Raw genomic sequence first — 17770 nt, forward strand, 5'->3', positions numbered from 1 at the left:
GGGCGTTTTTCTTTGTGCGCATGGCTGATTGAGACGCTGAAAAGGTCTTGCATAGCCGGCCGGTTTCTTGTATGCTGGCTGTACGAAGGAGATACGCCATGCCCCATCCCACTCTCCAGTTGGCTCGTACTCTGTTCGCAGCCGTGTGCTGCTCGGCTGCTGTGGCGTCCGCCCAGTCGGTGTGTGGGGAGTGGGTGCCACTGATCGAAACCATTCGTGGCGGGTTCCCCGAGGCTGGCGCCCGAATCTCCGAGATGATCGTGTTCGATGATGGCTCCGGCCCGATGCTCTATGCCGGTGGCAACTTCGAGGTCATCATCGATCCCGTGTTCGGCGAAGTGCGAGCGCCGGGTCTAGCGAGGTGGGACGGTACACGCTGGTCGGCGGTCCCCGGGCTTGTCGGCCCGGGGCTGGAGCTGGACGGCCGCGTCATCGCGCTAGAGGTGTGGGACAACGGCACCGGGCCGGCGCTCTATATGGGTGGCGCGTTTTCCACGGCTGCTGGGCTCGACGCCAATCGCATCGTCCGCTGGGACGGTGCGACGTGGACCACGCTCGGTGATCGATCGTTGCCCGGCTTGCTCGGCCGCGTAATTGCTATCCAGCCGCACGATTTCGGCGATGGCGAGCACTTGTATGTTGGTGGCGACTTCGTGTTTGGTCCAGCACAACCTGCCCCTGGCGTGCATCGATGGGACGGCATCGCTTGGTCGACGGCCGGAGAGAGCGGTCCGACCGATGGTGCGGTATACGAGATGACCAGCTTCGCCGGCGACCTCTACGCATCGGGGCGATTCATCAGGCTTGGAGATGCCACTGGCGCAGGAATCGGGCGATTTGATGGCTCGGAGTGGTCGGTGCCCGCTGGGCCCGGGCAGGAAGTACTCAGCAACGAGTTCTGGCCATTGCTGCCACACACCATCGATGGCGCGGAGGTGCTGGTGGCTGGTGGACGCTTCGGGATCCGGGAAGGTGGTGACCATATCGCGACACGGCTGGCCAACTGGGACGGCACGCGTTGGTCGCCGATGGATCCAGCCTTGCCGCTGCCCTTTCAGCCAATCGACATCGTGGCCTTCGATGATGGTTCGGGTGAAACGCTCTTCGTGAGCGGCAACGAGATCGCACAGCGATCGGGCATCGGCCGCCTACGAGATGGTGAAATACAGCCACTGCAACAGGGTGTCGATTCGGGCGGATTCGACATGTTTGTTCACGACGACGGGTCGGGGCCAGCACTGTACGTCGCCGGAAACTTCATTGACTTCAGCGGTGGCCCCAGCTTCCTCGCCCGCTGGCAGCCTGGGCCGCGCTGCCGTCTCGACCTCAGCGGCGATTGCCTCTTGGACGTGTACGACTTTCTTGCGTTCCAAGATCTTTTCATGTCTGGCGACCCAGCCGCCGACTTCGATGGTGACGGCTCCCTGACCATCTTCGACTTCCTCGCCTTCCAGAACGCCTTCGATGCCGGGTGTCCCTAATGGGCGATCGCCCTCACGCCGGGGCCGTTGCCATCCGATAATTGGGGCATGGATCAGCAAGCCCAGCCCCGCCCACTCGAAGACCTCCGCCGCCTCATCGACGACGCCGATGAGCGGCTCGTGGCGTTGCTCAACGAGCGGGCCAACCTGGTCGTCGAGGTCGGCCAGCGCAAGCAGAGCGACGGCACGCCCATCTACGCCCCCGATCGCGAGCGCATGGTGCTTGACAGGGCCAAGGCCCGCAACAAGGGCCCGCTCAGCGACACCACGATCGAGGCCATCTACCGCCAGCTCATGAGCGGCTCGTTCGCACTGGAGCGTCCCTTGCGCATCGGCTACCTCGGCCCCGCCGGCTCGTACTCGCACCTGGCCGCCCGGGCCCACTTCGGCGCCAGCGTCGAGTTCGCCAGCGTCACCAGCATCGGCGCGGTCTTCGACGAGGTCATCAAGGGCCACGTCGACTACGGCCTCGCCCCGATCGAGAACAGCACGGCAGGCGGCATCGTCGAGACGCTCGACGCCTTCATCGAGAACGCTGGCGAGGTGTCGATCTACGCCGAGGCCCAGGTCGCCGTGCGCCATGCCCTCATGGCCGGCTGTCCGGCCGAAGACGTGACGCGCATCCACAGCAAGCCCGAGGTGTTCGCCCAGTGCCAGAACTGGCTGACGGCCCGGTACCCCAAGGCCGAGCTCATCCCCGCGGCGTCGTCCAGCCGCGCAGCGATTACGGCTTCCGAAGAAACCGAGAAGGCCCGCGCGATCGGTGCCCGTCCCGGCAGCGCCGCCATCGGCACCACGCTCGCCGCCGAGTTGTACGGCCTGAACGTGCTCATCGAATCAATCCAGGACCAAGCCAACAACATCACCCGCTTTGTCATCCTCAGCCGCGAGCGCACCGGCCGCACCGGCCAGGACAAGACCAGCATGCTCTTCGAGACCAGCGACGAGCCGGGCGCGCTCGCCGACGTGCTGGCCGTCTTCCGCGCCCACGGCGTGAACCTGACGCACATCGAGAAGCGCCCCAGCGGCCGTGAGAACTGGACCTACATGTTCTTCATCGACGCCGCCGGCCACATGCAGGACGAGGCGGTGGTGGGGGCCATCGAGGATGCGAAGACCAAGTGCCGGCGGCTGACGGTGCTGGGGAGTTATCCGCGGGCGAAGGGGCTGCTGTAATGGCTCAGTCCGACAAGATCGCGGCCTCGATCGCCTTGCCCTGATCGTCGTAGTTCACGACCAGCCATTCGTGGTCGATCGACAACCAACCGCGTTCGGGGCCCAAGACGTAGACCTCGTCCCAATCACTGAAATAGTCGGTCTGCTCGGGCACGCCCATGATCGCTTGGATTTCGTCGCGGCTCTTGCCTCTAAAAGTGCCCCAACTCAACAGGCCTTCCGCAAGCCGGAAGCGTTCGCGCTCCGACTCGGAGAGTTCGGGCCCATCCGAAGGCAAGAGCAGCACGGCCGGACCGATTCCAAAGCCGCCCATGAGCACGATGGCCACGATGATCGCGGTCCAAGTACGTTTCGAAGCCCATCGCCTTGTCATGCCTGATCATAGTGACGATCTCCGTCCTGGCACGCCGCGTTTCTCGGGCCGCCCGATCTAGCATCCCGCGTGGCCAATCCCAAACGCACCTTCCCAAGTCCACGACCCATTGCTCCAAAGCGTGTGTGCGGGCAGTGCGGGCGAGACCTCACGGGCCGATCGCTGAACGAGCCATGCGAGGGCTGCGGCTGGCTTTCGGCCATGCCGTGCATCAGCTGCGGGTACGAACTCAAGGGCCTCGACGCGGACGGTCCCTGCCCAGAGTGCGGCGCGCCAGTCGTCGAGTCGTTCTATGGCGAGGGTCTCGTGCACGCAAGCCCGGCCTACCTTGCCCGCCTCGAACGCGGGCTGTGGCTGGTGCGCGTCGCGATCGGGATGATCGTCATCACCCTCGTCGGTGGAATTGTCGTGTCTATCGTGCTCGGCATGATCCTGCCATGGACGCTGCCCTCGTGGGCGTCCGAGGTCTTGGTCGTCGTCACGGCGATGGTGTGTGTGGGCGCGTATGTCGCCGGGTGGTGGCTGGTTACCACGCCCGACCCGAGGTTCTCGCAGCACGCCGACACACGCAGTGCCACGTGCGCCCGATGGTCTGCGGTGGCGCTGATCGCGACGCTGGTGTTCTTTGTCGTGTTTAGCCTGGTCGTGCCCGCGGTCCTCGCGTTGTTTGGTCCCGCGGTCGCCATCCTCTTCATCGTGCAGCACAGTTGCGGCTCCGTATATCTGCGTGCCATCGCTCGCCGAGCAACGAACCGTCGGGCCATGTCGCTCGCGAAGAAGTCGCTCATCGCCGTGCTCGTCGTCTGTGCGGGTGCGGTCGTCCAGATCGGGTTCAACGGGTTCGGAGTCCAAGCACCCGGCGGAGGCTTGATGCGGGCCCTCTTGCGGTTCCTCATATCTACCGTGCCCATTGTCATACTGGTCGCCGCCCTCACCGCCATCGTCCAGCAATTCTCCGCCCTCGGCCTTCTCCGCGACGACCTCCGCCGCCTCCTCTTCACAGCGAATCAGCGCGGATAGCCTTAGCCATGGCCAAGTTCCTCGCTCTCGTGCTCAGCATCGTCTTGTTCACCACCGGTGCCTGCGCCCGCAAGCCCCAACGCCTCATGCCCACGCCAGAGTCGATCGTACTTGGCATCGTCGATCCGTTCGCCGAGGTTCCAGAGTCTCGCCAGGGATCGGTTCCGGTATTCATCGCCAGCGTGCGCCGGCCGGCGGTCCCCGAGGACGCGACCCACCCCTTCGACGACGAGCGCAGCCCGCTCACCCGCCTGGGCATCGCTCGTGTCGAGATCGGTGCGGAGCGAGCCTGGGACGAACTCGTTGCGGCTTCGAGCACCGACAAGCGAACGGGCCAATCGCCCAAGGTCGAGCTCGCGGGCTACGAGCACCACGGCGTGATGCCAGGCACACTGCCGATCCCCGCGATTGCCGAAGCGATCGACGAGACGCACAAGGCCATCGACCCGGCGGGCGTCGACTCCTGGCTCGGCGCATTCAACGGCCTGCTGGAAGACACCCACCGCCCCGACATCATCATCTACGTCCACGGCTACAACACGACCTTCCCTGATAACACCGGACTGGCCGCCGAGTTCTGGCACTTCGCCGGCCGCAAGGGCGTGGTGCTCAGCTTCGCCTGGCCCAGTCGCCACGCCATCCTGGGCTACAACGCCGACAAGGCCAACGCCGCCAACGCCGCCTACGCCACGCGGCAGTTCCGCCAGCTCATCGAGTTCCTGGCCGACAATACCAACGCGCGGAATATCCACATCATCGCCCACAGCGCGGGCTCGCCCATCGCCATCCATGGCCTGCGCGAGCTGCGCTTGATGAACCACGACCTATCACGCGAGCAACTGCTCGAACGCTTCCGCATCGGCCGCTTCGTGCTGGCCGCGCCCGACATGGACCTCATGGGCTTCTTCGCCGCCCGCGAAGACGGCTTCCACGAGATGGCCGAGCGCGTCGTGTTCTACGCGAATCGCAGCGACCGCGCCCTCTCGCTCAGCCGCTGGCTGAGCCACCAGGACCGCCTGGGCGACTCGGTCGGCCACCTGCACGACTGGGAGCTCGAGGCCATCCACCATTTCGACCACACCGAGGCCATCGACGTGTCCCGGGCCGAGAAGAAGTTCGGCGACCTGCTGGGCCACAGCTATTACCAACGCGACCCCTGGGTCAGCGGCGACGTGGGCCTGCTGCTGATCTACGGACTTTCGCCCGAGCAACGGGGGCTCGTGAAGAACGACGACACCGGTTTTTGGGAGTTTCCTAAGGATTACCTCGAACGCCTCGCCGATGTGCGCGTCGACGAAGGCCAATAGAAAAGCGGCCAAGTTGGCCGCTTCATTCGTCGGTGTTCTAGGTCTTCTCAGCCATCGGCCGCATCTTGCACGGCCTCACCGGCATCCTCAACGTCTTCACCGGCACCTTCCATCGTGTTGCACGCGGCGGCGGCCACGGCCATCGCGACGAGCACTCCAGTCAGGGCGGTGCGAACCAAGCTTGTCTTCGTTTCGGTGTTGCGGTCCATGCTGCTTCTCCATGTTTGCCCCGGCGGCATGCCGGTGTTACGAACTGGAATATATGCCCCAACGGCCCGCCCTGCCCGGGGGTGAACCCGAATTCACCCATCGCCCCGCGGGGACCGCCTACATCGCCCCGCCCTCGAAGATCACCCGCTCCTTCACCCGCCTCGGGTCGGGTTCGGGCACGGCGCTCAGCAGGCTCTTGGTGTACAGGTGCTGGGGATTCTTCAGGATGTCGTCGCGCGAGCCGGTCTCGACGATCTGCCCCTTGTACATCACCGCGATGCGCTTGCACACGTGCTGGATGACCGCCATGTCGTGACTAATGAAGAGATAACTCAGCCCAAACTCTTCCTGGAGGTCGGTTAGCAGGTTGATGATCTGGGCTTGGATGCTCACGTCGAGCGCGCTCGTCGGCTCGTCGCACACGATGAACTTGGGCTCGAGCGCGAGCGCCCGGGCGATGCCGATGCGCTGGCGCTGTCCGCCGCTGAACTCGTGCGGGTACCGATCCGCCGCCGCCGCGGGCATGCCGCAGCGCACGAGCAGTTCCTCGACCTGCTTGCGGAGCTGGCGGCGGTCTTTCACCATGCCGTGGACGATCAGTGGCTCGCCCACGATGCTGGCGATCCGCATGCGCGGGTTCAGGCTGCCGGCGGGGTCCTGGAAGATGATCTGCATGTCCCGCCGCAGGGCCTTCATCTCGGCGCCCTGGGCCCTCATGACATCCTTGCCCTCGAAAGTCACCGTGCCGCCCGAGCCGGGGATGAGCTTCAGCAGCGTCCGGCCGACCGTGGTCTTGCCGCAGCCACTCTCTCCTACGAGCCCCAGCGTTTCGCCCCGGCCCAGGTCGAAGCTAACGCCATCGACGGCCTTCACATACCCTGTCACCCGCTGCAGCAGGCCGCTGCGGACGGGGAAGTGGGTCTTGAGGTTCTTTACAGACAGCAGCGGCGGCTCGCCGTCGCCGGGAAGGCTTGGCTTGGTGGCGGGATCGGTGGGAGCGACTGGGGCGGCTGGTGGGGTCATGGCGGCCATCCTATGGGGCTCGATGGGGCCGGGCAGGCCTCGCTTGATCAGGCGATCATTCGTTGCCGAAGCCACAAGATGGTGCCGGGCGCACCCAACGCGACCACCCCCCGCCACGCCCGTACGTACCCCACGCCGCACTCCGGGCACGCTGTAATCCGATCGGGCTGCACCGCCTCGGCCCGCAGGCCAGCGTGCCACACGGCACCGCAGCATCTTCCGCGGTCGATCAAGACCCGCCGCCAACGCCAGCAGCCACAACGCCACCAATCCACTGGCGGCGGCATCCCTGGCCCCCCATTCCCACGAGATTAGTGGAGACTATCCTTGCTGCCCCGCCCGGTCTTGCCACGGTCCGGCCCAGGAGCCCCACATGCGAATTGCCATCGCCGTCTGCTTCATATTCGCCGCGCCCGTGGCCATGGCCCAATCCGAGGAAGCTCCTCCCGAGCAGCCCGCGCAGGCATCGGCTGCGCCCGAAGCTGGCCCCGAGGACGCCCAGCCCCAGCAGCCGTCCCGGCCTCGATTTCTCTACAAGGTCGGCGCGTCCATCGACGCCCAGAGCGTGCCGCACATTGGCGGCGGGGGCGACGCCACGACCGTCAGCACGCGCACCGACTTCTCCATCACCTGGCTCGCCTCGCAGCGCACCCAGATGATCCTCGACGTCAGCAACGAGTTCGCCCACTACGACTTCGACGGGGCGTTCGGCCTCGACCCCGTCGACGGCGCGCCATTCAGCAGTTTCACCCGCCAGAACTTCGATCTGCTCGTCGCCCACGCCATTGACCGGCGATGGAGCGTGCTGGCCGTGGGCGGTGTCGGGGTCGCCCGCGAGCGCACCGCTGACGTGGGCGACTCCATCGTCTGGCGTGCTGGCGTGGGCGCCACCTACCGCGTTGCGCCAACCGTCACGCTGGGCGTGACCGTGTTCGCCCAGAGCCAGCTCGAGAACGACACCGAGATCTTCCCGATCCCCCAGGTCGACGCCGAGTTCCAGCTCGCCGAGCAATGGACCCTGAAGCTGGCCACCATCGGTGGCGCCGTCCTCTCGTACCAAGCCACCGAAGAGCTCGCCTTCAACCTCAAGGCCGGCTACGACGAGCGCCAATTCCGCCTGGACGACACCGATTTTGCGCCCGATGGCGTGTTCCAGGACAAGGCCATCGACCTCATGCTGGGCGTGAACTGGACGCCCGCGCCGGGGGTCGAGGTCACCGCCGGCGTGGGCTCGCAGCTCTGGCGGCGTTTTAAGGTCAAGGACAGCGACGGCAACCGCCTCAGCCGCGTCGAGACCGACCCCACGCTCATGCTCCACGCGGGCCTGTCGTACAGCTTCTGATCCGAGCCTCGCCGGCTATCGCTCGCCGGCGCCGGGATTGACCGGCCGCGTCACGGGCTCGGGCCCGGTGCCAAAGGGCGGCGCGTCGACCAGCTCGGCCGTCGTGATGCGGGGCGGCTCGACCGGCTTGCCCTTCCGGGCGTCGGCCAGGGGCGTGCGCTCGATGGCCACGATCGCCTCCGCTCCCTCGACGGCTTCGCCAAAGGCCGTGTACACCCCGTTGAGGTGGACCGTCGCCTCGCGGCTGAGCGCGACGAAGAATTGCGAGCCGTTGGAATCGGGGTCCGGGGTCCGGGCCATCGACAGCACGCCGAAATCGTGCTCGAGCGTGCTGGGTTCGAGATCGATGAACACACCCGGCCCGCCGTTGCCCGTCGCGATCGGGTCGCCCACCTGGATGACGAACGGCTTGCCCGAGGGGTGCGTCGGGAGCACACGATGGAAGGCGATGTCGGTGTAGAAGCCGCCGGCCGCCAACTCGCGGATATGCCACACGGTATTGGGCGCCTCGTCGGGACGGAGCCGGAACACCATCGTGCCCTCCGTGGTGTTCAGCTTCAGCAACTTGTCGACATAAATACGAAGGCCCGAGAAGATCCGAGGTGCGTTGTCCCACTCGATCTGGCCGCTGGCCGTTGAAGCGCGCCTCGGCGTGACCATCGGCTGCACAACCAGCGGGGCACCGACGGGCGTTCCATTGGCCTGATCGCCCTCGCCGCCCTCACCACCCTCGGCTCCTACGAAGAGCTGCGCGTACAGCACGATGGGCGTTGTCTGGTCCCAAAGGATCGGGAAGAAGCTCGCAAGGTCGACCCGGCCGGGGAGCACCTCGGCCCGCGCAACCCGGTCGCCCCTGGCGTTGAACAGCACGATGCTGGTCTCGCCCTCTTGTCCCTCGGGCATGGCCACCGTGACTGGGACTTCACGATCGAATCCGTAGTACGTGCGATCGGGAGAGAGTTGGGCATGCGTCGTTGCTGGCAGCAAGGCCAGCAGCACGACGATGGCCACAACAACTCGCAGGCCGGTGAGCGTGCCCGCCAGGGCTCGATGGGTACCCATGATCGATCCTCCTCGGTGACTCGTGTTTCAGGTGTGTGCCCGCTCGTTCCATCCGTCGGGCGAAACCCGCAGAACACAACGGTACGGTGGTTGGTCCCGCAGGGTCGAAGAATCTACTTCACGCGATAAATCCAAACAAAAACGGAGTGGGGCAATGCCCAACTCCGCATCCAACACGACTTGGAGTCGCCGTCTCAGTTGACTCTGGGTGAACCCGAATCGCCCCGGTCTGATCCTCCGCCATCCAACTGGCGGTCGATGAGATCCCAGGCTTCCATAACAATCGACGACCGGGCACTGGCCTCATCGAGGGGCAAGCGGGACAAGATCCTGCCACCGTAATCACGGAACCATGTCACCGAGAGATCGGCGCGCATGACGTTGGATCCGTCGTTGTGGTTGTAGTCGCTGCGGAGACGCATGCCATCAGCGATGAGGGCCGTGCGGCGGGGTTCGATCTTGCCCAAGTGGCGTTGGCCATCGGGACCCGCTCCGCGGTATTGGTAGTTGCCAACAACGATCGCCGGAATGTCACCAAAGCTATCCGAATACTCCGAAATCGGGTGCGCGCCATCGTGCGAGGGGCAATAGAAGCACGCGGCGTTGTCAAGATACTCGCCATGGTAGAGCAGGCCCAGCCCGTCCCAGCCTCCGGTTTCGGGACTGAAATCGGTTGGGGCCGACGACACGCCCGAAAGCCGCAAGATGAGCATTTGCTCGGCCCGATTCTCCGAGGGGTCATAAAACGTGGTGGGGGGGATGTAGTCCTGATTCGAGTCGGCGTACATCAGCATACCAATGCCGATCTGCCGAACGTTGGACGAGCACACGACGCGGTGGGCGGTCTCGGTGGCCTTCCAGATCGCGGGCATCATCAACGAAATAAGCACCGTAATAACCGCGATCGAGACCATGACGTCCACCAATGAAAACGCCCCTCGGTGACCCCGAGGTCCGCGAGTCGCATGCCGAATCTGGCTCATTGGACGTAATTTCACGGTCACCCCACTCATCCGCGTTCCCCAAGCGGCTGGTCGTGTGCGTCAAGTATACACGAAAGCAATAGGTGAAAACAAGGCTTTTATTTGCTCTTCGTCAAGATCCGAACAGTAATTATCCAAACATATACCAATCAAATTGCTCGAGTTGGGCACTTGGTCGTATCGATCGGAAATTTTCGCACGGATCCTGATCGGTTGCGTAACGAATAGAAACATTGGGCCATCGGCTGGCATATCCGTGCTGCCGGTATAGCCCGGCTCGGCAGGTGGGATATGACCAGGCATCCAAGGGACCCAAAAGCTGATCTCGAATTGATGAGCCGAGTCGCGACCGGTGAGGAGGCCGCCTTAGGCGATCTTTACGACCGCTTCGGCTCGCTCGTGTATCGGATGGCCTACCAGACCATGCCCACGCGGGCCGACGCTGAGGATGCCGTCCAAGAGATCTTCGTCCGCCTCTGGAAGACCGCCGACCGCTACGACCCCAAGCGGGCCGCCCTGGTGACCTGGGTCATGCTGCTCAGCCGGCGGCACCTCGTCGACCGGCTCCGTCGGAGCCAGGCGAGGCTGAAGACGACCGCATTAGGGGATTCCAGCGGCAACATGCCCGGCGATGGATCGGGCGAAATGAAGCATCTGGAGCAAGACGAGCGTTATCGAGACGTTCTCGAACTCGTAAAGACCTTGCCCGAACTGCAACAGCGCGTGGTGGTTCGTGCGTATCTAGGGGGGCAGACGCTCCGGCAGATTGGCGAGGAATTGGACACGCCCATCGGCACGGTCAAGTCCGCTCTGAGCAGAGCGCTGGTACGTCTCCGAGAGAGAGCTGTCGAGGAATCCGCCACATGAACCTTATCGATCTCATTGAACTCGCTGTCCTTGACGCGCTCGGTATGCTCGAGGAGGATGAATCCGCCGAGTTCGACGCGGCCTTCGACGCCGCTCCGCCCGCGACGCAACTGCGCGTGCGCGACGAGCAGGCCCGTTTAGCCAACTTGGAGGGCGTGTTGCCCGCAGTATCCCCATCACCTGAAATGCGCAGCCGGGTCATTTCCGCCGTGCGTGAAGCCATGCTGGCCGACGCGGTCGCCAAGGCTTCGGAAGCCGACGACGACGCCCCCCTGAGCATCCGCAAGAGTGGGGGGGTTTCTCGCGGCTGGCGCATCGGGACCATCGCCGCCGCTGCCGCTGCGGTCGCGTTCGGCGTGGCGTTTGGCCACTCGACGCTCCGGTACCAGGATCTCAACGATCGCTTCGAGGGCAAGGTGGCCCTCGATAGCGCGGTCGGTGCGTATGGCGCCGAAGCGAGAGACCTCCTGCTCAGGCCACACCTGGCGAAGAACTTTTACTTCACGCCGGTTGATCCCACATCCAACGTGGCGGTTACGCTGCAACACCTCGACGAGAAGCAACTCGCCTACCTGAATTGTGAGTTCCTTCCGACCGAAGAGAATGTCGAATACGCACTGGTCACGCTCGACGCCAACGGCCGTATCGGCCGCACGATCCGCCAGTTCGCTTCGGAGGGTCCCCTGACCCGCCAGCGGATCGAAGATATCACGCTCGACAACGGCATGCGTCTTGCTTTGGTGAGCGTCAACGTGGCCACCGGTATGCGTCAGGTTATGCTCGACGCGACCATCGCGATCTAACACCGGCGTCAAACAAAAATGCACACCACGAGGAGGCCGCGGTCAACCGATGTTGATGCGGCCTTCGTGCTGTTCGCCCATGTCGTTCATGTCGGTGTGGCCCTCGGCGGCGACCTCATCGCGCACCCGCTTCACGCGGCGTGACACAAGCCCGCCCAGGGCCGCGCTCACCAGCGCGAGCCCCACCAACACCCCGCCAGCAAGCATCGGTTGCTCGTTGGTCAGCGGGCGATCGTCCGGGGTGGCTTCTTTGGAGATCACGCTGGGGAGCCCATCGGGGCGGCGTTCGCGGGCGGTGTTGGCCTGGCCCACCAGCGCGATCGCCAGCGTCTCGGCGACACGCCGGGCCCGGCCCGCGCCTTGCTCGCGGACTTCGATCATCAGCTCGCCGTCTCGTCCAGAGACCCAACTGACCGAGCCCTCGACGAACGCCTTGACCGACACCGCGTCGCCCAACTCCAGCAGGCCGCGCTGCCGCATGCGATCGGCGGCGAACTCGTAGAACCGCGGGTCGTCCATCAGCGATTCGTGGAAGGCCTGCCATCCGGCCAGATCTTCGGCTAGCACCTCGCGGCCCCGAGCATCGTGGGCCACGGTGACGCTGGCGGCGTACGTCGGTGCCGCGATCTCGCCCGCGGCGATCCAGCTCACCCCCGCGAGCACGGCGAGGGCCACCGCGACGCCGGCCATGCCCATGCCCATCCGTGCGATAGCAGCCATGGGGCCGGTCGCGGCGGGCTTGGTCTTGGCGTGGGTTGCCACACCGCCCGCGCCCTGCTGGACGAACGCGGCGGATCGCTGTCGCATCAACTCGCTGGCCTTGGCGATCTTGGCGTGCTCCTGCTGGAGCGTCTGGCGAACGAAGCGAAGCCTCCGCTGGCGACGGCGGATGTGCTCGCCGTCGGGGCTCGCGGGCTGGGCATCGCCGCCCGATCCTGCCCGGTCGGCCTGCTCGCGGAGCTTGGCGATGATCCCGGCCGCGTCGCGCAGCTTGCCGCGAGTCAGTTCGAGTTCCTCGGCGACCGTTTCATCGATCTCGGCCGACGCGACCTGCGTCTGCGAGGCTTCTGCGAGCTGCTCTCTGGCCGCTTCGAGTTCGTCTTCGAGCTTCTTCACGCGGGCGCGGAGCACGTCGGCCTGCTTGGTCTGCTCGGCCAGCCACTGCTTCTGCTGCTCCAGGTCGGAGCTATCGCCCGAGAGCTTCTCGCGCTGCTCGGCGGCCTCGCGGCTCAGGTTGGCCAGCTTCTGGTCCTGCTGTTTGAGCTGCTCGGCCCGGGCGTCAAGGGCCTGGCGTTGCTGCTCGATCTCGCGCACGCGCTCGGCCAGCGTCGAGGCCTGGTCGTCCAGATCCTTCTGCCGTTCGTCGATCTCGCGGGCGGTTGCTTCGAGCGCTGCCCGATCGTCTTCGACGTCCTTCACCTGCTGGGCGGCTTCCTCTGCCAGTTCGTGCGTGCGAGCCCGTTCGGCCTCGAAGCCTTCGCGTTCGGTGCCGAATGCTTCGCGATCGCGTTCGAGTTGCTCGCTCTGCCGGGCCAGCTCGTTGCGCACGGCGTCGTGCTCGGACTTCGCCTTCTCGAACGCCTCGCGGGCCTGGACCTCGCGCTGATCGAGCTCGACGAACCGGGCCTCGGCGGCAGCAACGGCCCGCTCGTGCTCCTGCTGGCGTTCGGCGAGTTCCGTTGCCGCGGCATCGAGCTCCCGCGCCTTGTGCTCAACAGCCGCGCTGCGTGATTCGAGCTCTTCTCGCTCGCGTTCGCGGTCGGCGTGGGCTACACGCAGGCGGTCGAGCCGGCGTTCGATGTCGGACATCACGCCTCGGATATCCTCGGTCAGGCCGGCGGAGGTGAGGCGTTGCTGTTCGTTGGTGCTCTGGTCCATGTTCGTCTCGTTCATAGCTCTTTGGGCCTAGTTCACCAGCCGTAGCTCGGGGCGGCGGCGCACGCTCACGGGCAGTGGCATCGAGGTGATTGCCAGCGGCGTGCGGGGGTCGAGCCGACGCGAACGCTCGCGTCGCTCGCTCTCGGAAAGCTTGTCGCCAAGCTCGCGCAGCTTGGAGTCGCATGCGGCCTGGTCGTCGGCCAGGCGCAGGGCCTCCTTCTGCACGCGCTGCTCGCGCTGGGTCAAGTGGCTCTCTCGGGTTGCGAGGTCTGCTTCCAAACGCAAAGAACGTTGTTCCATCAGCAGCTTCTCTCGGCTTAGGCCCTCGACGCGAGACTCGAGCTGCGCGATCCGCGCTCGTGCAGCATCAAGGGCAGAGCGAGCCTCCGCGGCCTCGTGCCCGGCTTCCTCTGCCCGTTCGGCGCTCTCGCGCACTTCCAAGCGACCCTCGCGCACCTGGTCGCTCAGGTCGCGCACGCGGTTCGCGAGGCCGCAAGCATCGCTCAGGCGTTCGATCAGTTCGAGCGACGCCTGCTCGCGCTTGTGCAGCAGGGATTCCATGCTCTGGGCATGCTCGGCGGTCAGGCCCGCCTGCTCCTCGACGAGTTGCCTGACTTCCTTGAGCCGGGCCGCTTCTTGCTCGACCGCCTCGGCGTCTGCTTTGATCGCATCCGAATCCACCGCGAGGCTCGCCTCGCGCTTGGCCAGTTCCTGGGCCCGCGCTTCCAACTCCTCGGCCGCCTCACGGGCGTGGTCGTCCACCGCCCTGGTCGTGAGCGCCGACATCCGCTCTCGGCGGCGGCGCAGCCGGGCGGCCAGGCGACGCTTGCGTTCGGCTAGTTGGGCCTCGGAACGCACGACCTCGTCCGCAAGACCACGCAACTCGGCGGTCTGGCGGTCGATCTCGACCTGCCGCTTCATGGCGATCTGGATGGTGCGATCGATCTCGGCCTGGCGCTGGGTGAGTTCCTTGGAATGCTGGGCGGCCGTCTGCTCGCACCGCTCGACCAGGGCGCTCAACTCCTGTTCGATCGACGCCAGCACGTTGTCGACGTCGGCGTCGTGCGGGTCGTGGGCCTCGTTGGCATCTCCGTCGTGCTCGTAGCCCTCGCGCTCCCCGATATCGGGGCCGCCTTCGACATGGTGCTGGTCTTCGTGTGGTGCCATTGGCCGACCTGTTTTCGGGCGTGCGTACCTGGATCCGAGTCCCAGGACGTCATCGGCCAGTGCGCAGCCGGCCTGAACGTCCGGCGTGGGTTGTGCGGGTGAATCCGGGCGGATCCGCCGTTATCGGCCGGACACTCACCTTCTAGGAGATATCCCTATAAGGGACAAACCTTTCTGAGATCGGGAACAAATCGGGCCGAATCAGGTATCTTGTGTATGCGAAGCCGCTGGCAGCGTGCCGTGCGGTGGATACGCTTGGGGGACTCAAGCACCAATTGACGCTCGCCTGCCTTCCGAATTCGGCCCGGCGAGACACGACCTTTTCAGGAGGCAGCAGATGAAGCGCAAGGGTTCGACCACCAGCATCGTGATCGCGACGATCGCCGGCCTTTCCGTACTGGGTGTTGCGGGCTACCGCATGATGTCGGGCGACTGCTCGACCTGCCCGATCAGCGGCACCGAGATGAACGCCCAGGCCGTTTCCACAGAGAGCACGGGTGACTCCTGCTGCGCCCTGAAGGCCGGCAGCGAGAGCACCGCCACCCTGGTCGCGACCGACGCGGCCGGCGAGTCGTGCGGCAGCGAGAGCGCCTGCGGCATGGAGACCGCCTGCACCGACAAGGCCGCCGAGGTCGAGATGATCTCCACGACCACCGAGAGCTGCGAGAGCTCGTGCTCGGAGAAGACCTCCTGCTCGAGCGAGGCCGCCGAGGTCGAGATGATCTCGACCACCACCGAAGCCGCCGAGTGCGGCTCGGCTTGCGCGGGCGACGCCTGCGGCGAGGATGCCGACGCCTGCGGCGAGGATGCCGACGCCTGCGGCGAGGATGCCGACGCCTGCTGCGGCAAGTGCGAGGCCGGTAAGGAACTGGCCAAGGCCCCCCAGTAAACTCCGAACTTCCATGCCAAATTCTGAGCAACCGCGTGCCCAGCACGCGGTTGTTTGTTTTTGGCTATCCTGGTGCATGGCGATGTGGCTGATCAAGACCGAGCCTGGCGATTACTCGTGGGACGACATGGTGAAGGACAAACGCACCGCGTGGACGGGCGTGGCCAACAACGCTGCCCGCATGCACATGCGCGCCACGCGCAAGGGCGATGAGGCGTTCTTCTACCACACGGGCGACGACAAGGCCATCATGGGCGTGGTCAAGATCGTCACAAATCCCTACGAGGATCCGTCCGACCCGGGCCTCAACGGCAAAGGCGAGATGAAGGCGCCGCTGTTCGACGTGTCGGCCGGCAAGAAGGCCAAGACGCCCGTGACGCTCAAGGAGATCAAGGCCGACGATCGCTTCCAGGACTTCGAGCTCGTGCGACAGGCGAGGCTCAGCGTGCTGCCGGTGCCGGCCAAGCTCGAGAAGATCATCCGGCAGATGGCGGGCCTGTAGGCTTCGTTTTGGCGGACCCTTCCATCGCCGACGCGGCTAGGAGTTCCAGCCGAGTCAGCGCCCGATCGGCCAGCCCCTTGAAGATCGCGTAGGGGAAGAGCGCCGCGACGGCGATCGCCAGGCCGAAGGCCGTGGTGTACAGCGCCTGAGCGATGCCGCCGGCCACCAGTCTCGGGTCGCTGTCGCCCGCCTCGCCGATGGCCGCGAAGCTCGTGATGATGCCCGTGACCGTTCCCAAGATGCCCAGCATCGGGGCCGCGGTGATGATGATGCTCAGCGTCCCCTGGAACCGTTCGACGGCGTACCGCTGGGCCTCAATCGCCTCGCGGGACTGGGCCTCGCCGATGGGTTCGGTGACGTCCCCAGAGAGATCTCGCGCGAGCCGGGAGTACGGGTCTCGCCGCTCTGCTGTCGATTTGATGACGCCGGCGAATTCACCCTGCCGCAGCTTGGCCGCCAGCTTGGAGGTGCGCGTGCGGACCGCCGGCCCGGTAAGCCTGGCCCAGAACAGCGATCGCTCGAACACCACCGTGAGCCCCAGCAGGCTGACCAGGGCCAGCGGCAGCATGACCCAGCCGCCGACGTCGAACCAATGCCTGATGGCGGTGAGAAGGGCTTCCACGCTGTCGCTCCGGTGCCGAAGGGGTCGGGATCGTACCGTATGCCCCATGACCGGCCAGCCCGCGCCCCAACTCGATGCCCTGGAAGCCCGCATGCAGTCGCGCGTGGCTGAGTTGGCGTCGCTGGTGGATGGTGAGTTGAGCGAGGTCATCGACGCCGTCTGCCAATCGGCACCCATGCACGAGGCGGCCCGCTACGCCGTCCTGGTCGGTGGCAAGCGGTTGCGCCCGGCCCTTACCCTCATGTCCGCCAGGGCCTGCGGCGGAGACACCAAGGCCGCCCTGCCCGCCGCCGTTGCGGTCGAACTCGTCCACGCCTTCAGCCTCGTCCACGACGACATGCCCTGCATGGACGACGACGATCTGCGGCGGGGCAAGCCCACCCTGCACGTGCACGCGGACGAGGCCACCGCCCTGCTCGCCGGCGATTCCATGCTCAACGCGGCCTATTGGACGTTGGCGCATCGCGTGAGCGACCCCGCCCTCTCGGGCGTGCTCATCGGCGAATTGGCCGACGCCAGCGCCCGGATGATCGACGGCCAGACCCTCGACTCGCTGGGCGGGTTCGATCAGAGCGTGTCGGATGATGAGGAGCGGTTGCGGCTGATCCACCGCTGGAAAACGGGCGCGTTGCTCCGGGCAGCCTGCCGGATGGGCGCGATCAGCACGAAGGCCAGCGAGGCCAACCTCGATGCCATCACCCGATACGCCGAGGCGGTGGGGTTGATGTTCCAGGTGGTCGACGACCTGATCGATGTCGAGCAATCGACCGAACAGGCGGGCAAGCGCACGGGTAAGGATGCCGAGGCCGGCAAGCTGACTTTTCCCGGCGTGCTGGGGGTCGAGGCATCGCGAGCCGAAGTCGCCAAATTGCTGAACGAGTGCCTGTCGGTGATCGAGCCGATGGGCGAGGGTGGTGGAGATCTGGCCGATCTGGCACGTGTGCTGGCCAGCCGAACGCGATGAGGCCGATGGGGTCGGGGTTCTCGGGCGGAGGGATCATCCTGATATTTTCAAGAATCATTGAAAACAATTGGGATTCCGCCTAAGAAATAGGGTTGGGGGCC

The 17770-nt window shown here is 65.6% G+C and carries 18 protein-coding genes; 10 read left to right on the forward strand and 8 right to left on the reverse strand.

The features are described 5' to 3' along the window. Positions 1-98 precede the first annotated feature (98 nt). Both NCW75_00695 and pheA read left to right on the forward strand, forming a co-directional pair. Positions 99-1481 carry a hypothetical protein gene (locus NCW75_00695; GenBank protein ID UYV12820.1) on the forward strand — a complete coding sequence of 461 codons (1383 nt, stop codon included), beginning with the start codon at positions 99-101 and terminating at the stop codon, positions 1479-1481. 48 nt (positions 1482-1529) lie between these two features. After that, the gene (gene pheA / locus NCW75_00700; GenBank protein UYV12821.1) at positions 1530-2657 is read left to right on the forward strand and encodes a prephenate dehydratase; all 1128 of its coding nucleotides are present in this window, start codon (positions 1530-1532) and stop codon (positions 2655-2657) included. 4 nt (positions 2658-2661) lie between these two features. Here pheA and NCW75_00705 read toward each other — a convergent pair whose 3' ends face one another. Beyond that, positions 2662-3030: a hypothetical protein gene (locus NCW75_00705; GenBank protein UYV12822.1), complete on the reverse strand. Its 369-nt coding sequence runs from the start codon at positions 3028-3030 to the stop codon at positions 2662-2664. A 69-nt stretch (positions 3031-3099) separates the two neighbouring features. On the opposite strand from NCW75_00705, the gene NCW75_00710 reads away from it, so the two are divergent. Continuing rightward, on the forward strand, positions 3100-4050 hold the full coding sequence (locus NCW75_00710) for a hypothetical protein (protein UYV12823.1): 951 nt from the start codon (positions 3100-3102) through the stop codon (positions 4048-4050). Positions 4051-4058: 8 nt separating this feature from the next. After that, a complete protein-coding gene (locus NCW75_00715) occupies positions 4059-5357 on the forward strand; it encodes an alpha/beta hydrolase (protein UYV12824.1) in 1299 nt (432 codons plus the stop codon). Positions 5358-5404: 47 nt separating this feature from the next. Here the strand turns inward: NCW75_00715 and NCW75_00720 are convergent, their stop codons facing one another. Together NCW75_00720 and NCW75_00725 are read right to left on the reverse strand one after the other, a co-directional pair. Continuing rightward, complete coding sequence (locus tag NCW75_00720; protein ID UYV12825.1) at positions 5405-5566, reverse strand: entericidin A/B family lipoprotein; 162 nt, start codon at positions 5564-5566, stop codon at positions 5405-5407. Between the two features lie 118 nt (positions 5567-5684). Then, a complete protein-coding gene (locus tag NCW75_00725) occupies positions 5685-6590 on the reverse strand; it encodes an ATP-binding cassette domain-containing protein (GenBank protein UYV12826.1) in 906 nt (301 codons plus the stop codon). A gap of 373 nt (positions 6591-6963) precedes the next feature. Here NCW75_00725 and NCW75_00730 point away from each other — a divergent pair, with 373 nt between their 5' ends. Continuing rightward, entirely contained in the window at positions 6964-7932 is a 969-nt protein-coding gene (locus NCW75_00730) for a DUF6268 family outer membrane beta-barrel protein (protein ID UYV12827.1), read from the forward strand. Between the two features lie 15 nt (positions 7933-7947). Here the strand turns inward: NCW75_00730 and NCW75_00735 are convergent, their stop codons facing one another. Together NCW75_00735 and NCW75_00740 are read right to left on the reverse strand one after the other, a co-directional pair. Further along, positions 7948-8994 (reverse strand): peptidylprolyl isomerase, encoded by a 1047-nt coding sequence (locus tag NCW75_00735; GenBank protein UYV12828.1) that lies wholly within the window; start codon positions 8992-8994, stop codon positions 7948-7950. A gap of 194 nt (positions 8995-9188) precedes the next feature. Continuing rightward, positions 9189-9917, reverse strand: a complete 729-nt coding sequence (locus tag NCW75_00740; GenBank protein ID UYV14208.1) for a DUF1559 domain-containing protein — start codon at positions 9915-9917, stop codon at positions 9189-9191. A 393-nt stretch (positions 9918-10310) separates the two neighbouring features. On the opposite strand from NCW75_00740, the gene NCW75_00745 reads away from it, so the two are divergent. Both NCW75_00745 and NCW75_00750 read left to right on the forward strand, forming a co-directional pair. Continuing rightward, a complete protein-coding gene (locus NCW75_00745) occupies positions 10311-10844 on the forward strand; it encodes a sigma-70 family RNA polymerase sigma factor (GenBank protein ID UYV12829.1) in 534 nt (177 codons plus the stop codon). Next, entirely contained in the window at positions 10841-11647 is an 807-nt protein-coding gene (locus NCW75_00750) for a hypothetical protein (GenBank protein ID UYV12830.1), read from the forward strand. Before NCW75_00745 ends, NCW75_00750 begins: the two co-directional genes overlap by 4 nt. A 42-nt stretch (positions 11648-11689) precedes the next feature. Here the strand turns inward: NCW75_00750 and NCW75_00755 are convergent, their stop codons facing one another. After that, on the reverse strand, positions 11690-13525 hold the full coding sequence (locus NCW75_00755) for a hypothetical protein (protein ID UYV12831.1): 1836 nt from the start codon (positions 13523-13525) through the stop codon (positions 11690-11692). A gap of 27 nt (positions 13526-13552) precedes the next feature. Further along, complete coding sequence (locus NCW75_00760) at positions 13553-14692, reverse strand: hypothetical protein (GenBank protein ID UYV12832.1); 1140 nt, start codon at positions 14690-14692, stop codon at positions 13553-13555. Between the two features lie 337 nt (positions 14693-15029). Between NCW75_00760 and NCW75_00765 the strand changes: the two genes are divergently transcribed. Beyond that, on the forward strand, positions 15030-15581 hold the full coding sequence (locus NCW75_00765; GenBank protein ID UYV12833.1) for a hypothetical protein: 552 nt from the start codon (positions 15030-15032) through the stop codon (positions 15579-15581). Positions 15582-15657: 76 nt separating this feature from the next. After that, on the forward strand, positions 15658-16083 hold the full coding sequence (locus NCW75_00770; GenBank protein ID UYV12834.1) for an EVE domain-containing protein: 426 nt from the start codon (positions 15658-15660) through the stop codon (positions 16081-16083). Here NCW75_00770 and NCW75_00775 read toward each other — a convergent pair. After that, positions 16058-16705 (reverse strand): MotA/TolQ/ExbB proton channel family protein, encoded by a 648-nt coding sequence (locus NCW75_00775; protein ID UYV12835.1) that lies wholly within the window; start codon positions 16703-16705, stop codon positions 16058-16060. The two genes, NCW75_00770 and NCW75_00775, sit on opposite strands and share 26 nt — an antisense overlap. A 46-nt stretch (positions 16706-16751) precedes the next feature. Here NCW75_00775 and NCW75_00780 point away from each other — a divergent pair, with 46 nt between their 5' ends. Continuing rightward, entirely contained in the window at positions 16752-17669 is a 918-nt protein-coding gene (locus NCW75_00780; protein UYV12836.1) for a polyprenyl synthetase family protein, read from the forward strand. The last annotated feature ends 101 nt before the right edge of the window (positions 17670-17770 follow it).

The sequence above is a fragment of the Phycisphaera sp. genome (assembly GCA_025916675.1).
Lineage (GTDB): Bacteria > Planctomycetota > Phycisphaerae > Phycisphaerales > UBA1924 > JAHCJI01.

What these genes read in the sequence shown, in the direction of transcription:
- NCW75_00695 (UYV12820.1), top strand. Translation starts at nt 99, where the DNA reads ATGCCCCATCCCACTCTCCAGTTGGCTCGTACTCTGTTCGCAGCCGTG.
- pheA (UYV12821.1), top strand. Translation starts at nt 1,530, where the DNA reads ATGGATCAGCAAGCCCAGCCCCGCCCACTCGAAGACCTCCGCCGCCTC.
- NCW75_00705 (UYV12822.1), bottom strand. Translation starts at nt 3,030, where the DNA reads ATGACAAGGCGATGGGCTTCGAAACGTACTTGGACCGCGATCATCGTG.
- NCW75_00715 (UYV12824.1), top strand. Translation starts at nt 4,059, where the DNA reads ATGGCCAAGTTCCTCGCTCTCGTGCTCAGCATCGTCTTGTTCACCACC.
- NCW75_00720 (UYV12825.1), bottom strand. Translation starts at nt 5,566, where the DNA reads ATGGACCGCAACACCGAAACGAAGACAAGCTTGGTTCGCACCGCCCTG.
- NCW75_00725 (UYV12826.1), bottom strand. Translation starts at nt 6,590, where the DNA reads ATGACCCCACCAGCCGCCCCAGTCGCTCCCACCGATCCCGCCACCAAG.
- NCW75_00730 (UYV12827.1), top strand. Translation starts at nt 6,964, where the DNA reads ATGCGAATTGCCATCGCCGTCTGCTTCATATTCGCCGCGCCCGTGGCC.
- NCW75_00735 (UYV12828.1), bottom strand. Translation starts at nt 8,994, where the DNA reads ATGGGTACCCATCGAGCCCTGGCGGGCACGCTCACCGGCCTGCGAGTT.
- NCW75_00745 (UYV12829.1), top strand. Translation starts at nt 10,311, where the DNA reads ATGAGCCGAGTCGCGACCGGTGAGGAGGCCGCCTTAGGCGATCTTTAC.
- NCW75_00750 (UYV12830.1), top strand. Translation starts at nt 10,841, where the DNA reads ATGAACCTTATCGATCTCATTGAACTCGCTGTCCTTGACGCGCTCGGT.
- NCW75_00755 (UYV12831.1), bottom strand. Translation starts at nt 13,525, where the DNA reads ATGGACCAGAGCACCAACGAACAGCAACGCCTCACCTCCGCCGGCCTG.
- NCW75_00760 (UYV12832.1), bottom strand. Translation starts at nt 14,692, where the DNA reads ATGGCACCACACGAAGACCAGCACCATGTCGAAGGCGGCCCCGATATC.
- NCW75_00765 (UYV12833.1), top strand. Translation starts at nt 15,030, where the DNA reads ATGAAGCGCAAGGGTTCGACCACCAGCATCGTGATCGCGACGATCGCC.
- NCW75_00770 (UYV12834.1), top strand. Translation starts at nt 15,658, where the DNA reads ATGGCGATGTGGCTGATCAAGACCGAGCCTGGCGATTACTCGTGGGAC.
- NCW75_00780 (UYV12836.1), top strand. Translation starts at nt 16,752, where the DNA reads ATGACCGGCCAGCCCGCGCCCCAACTCGATGCCCTGGAAGCCCGCATG.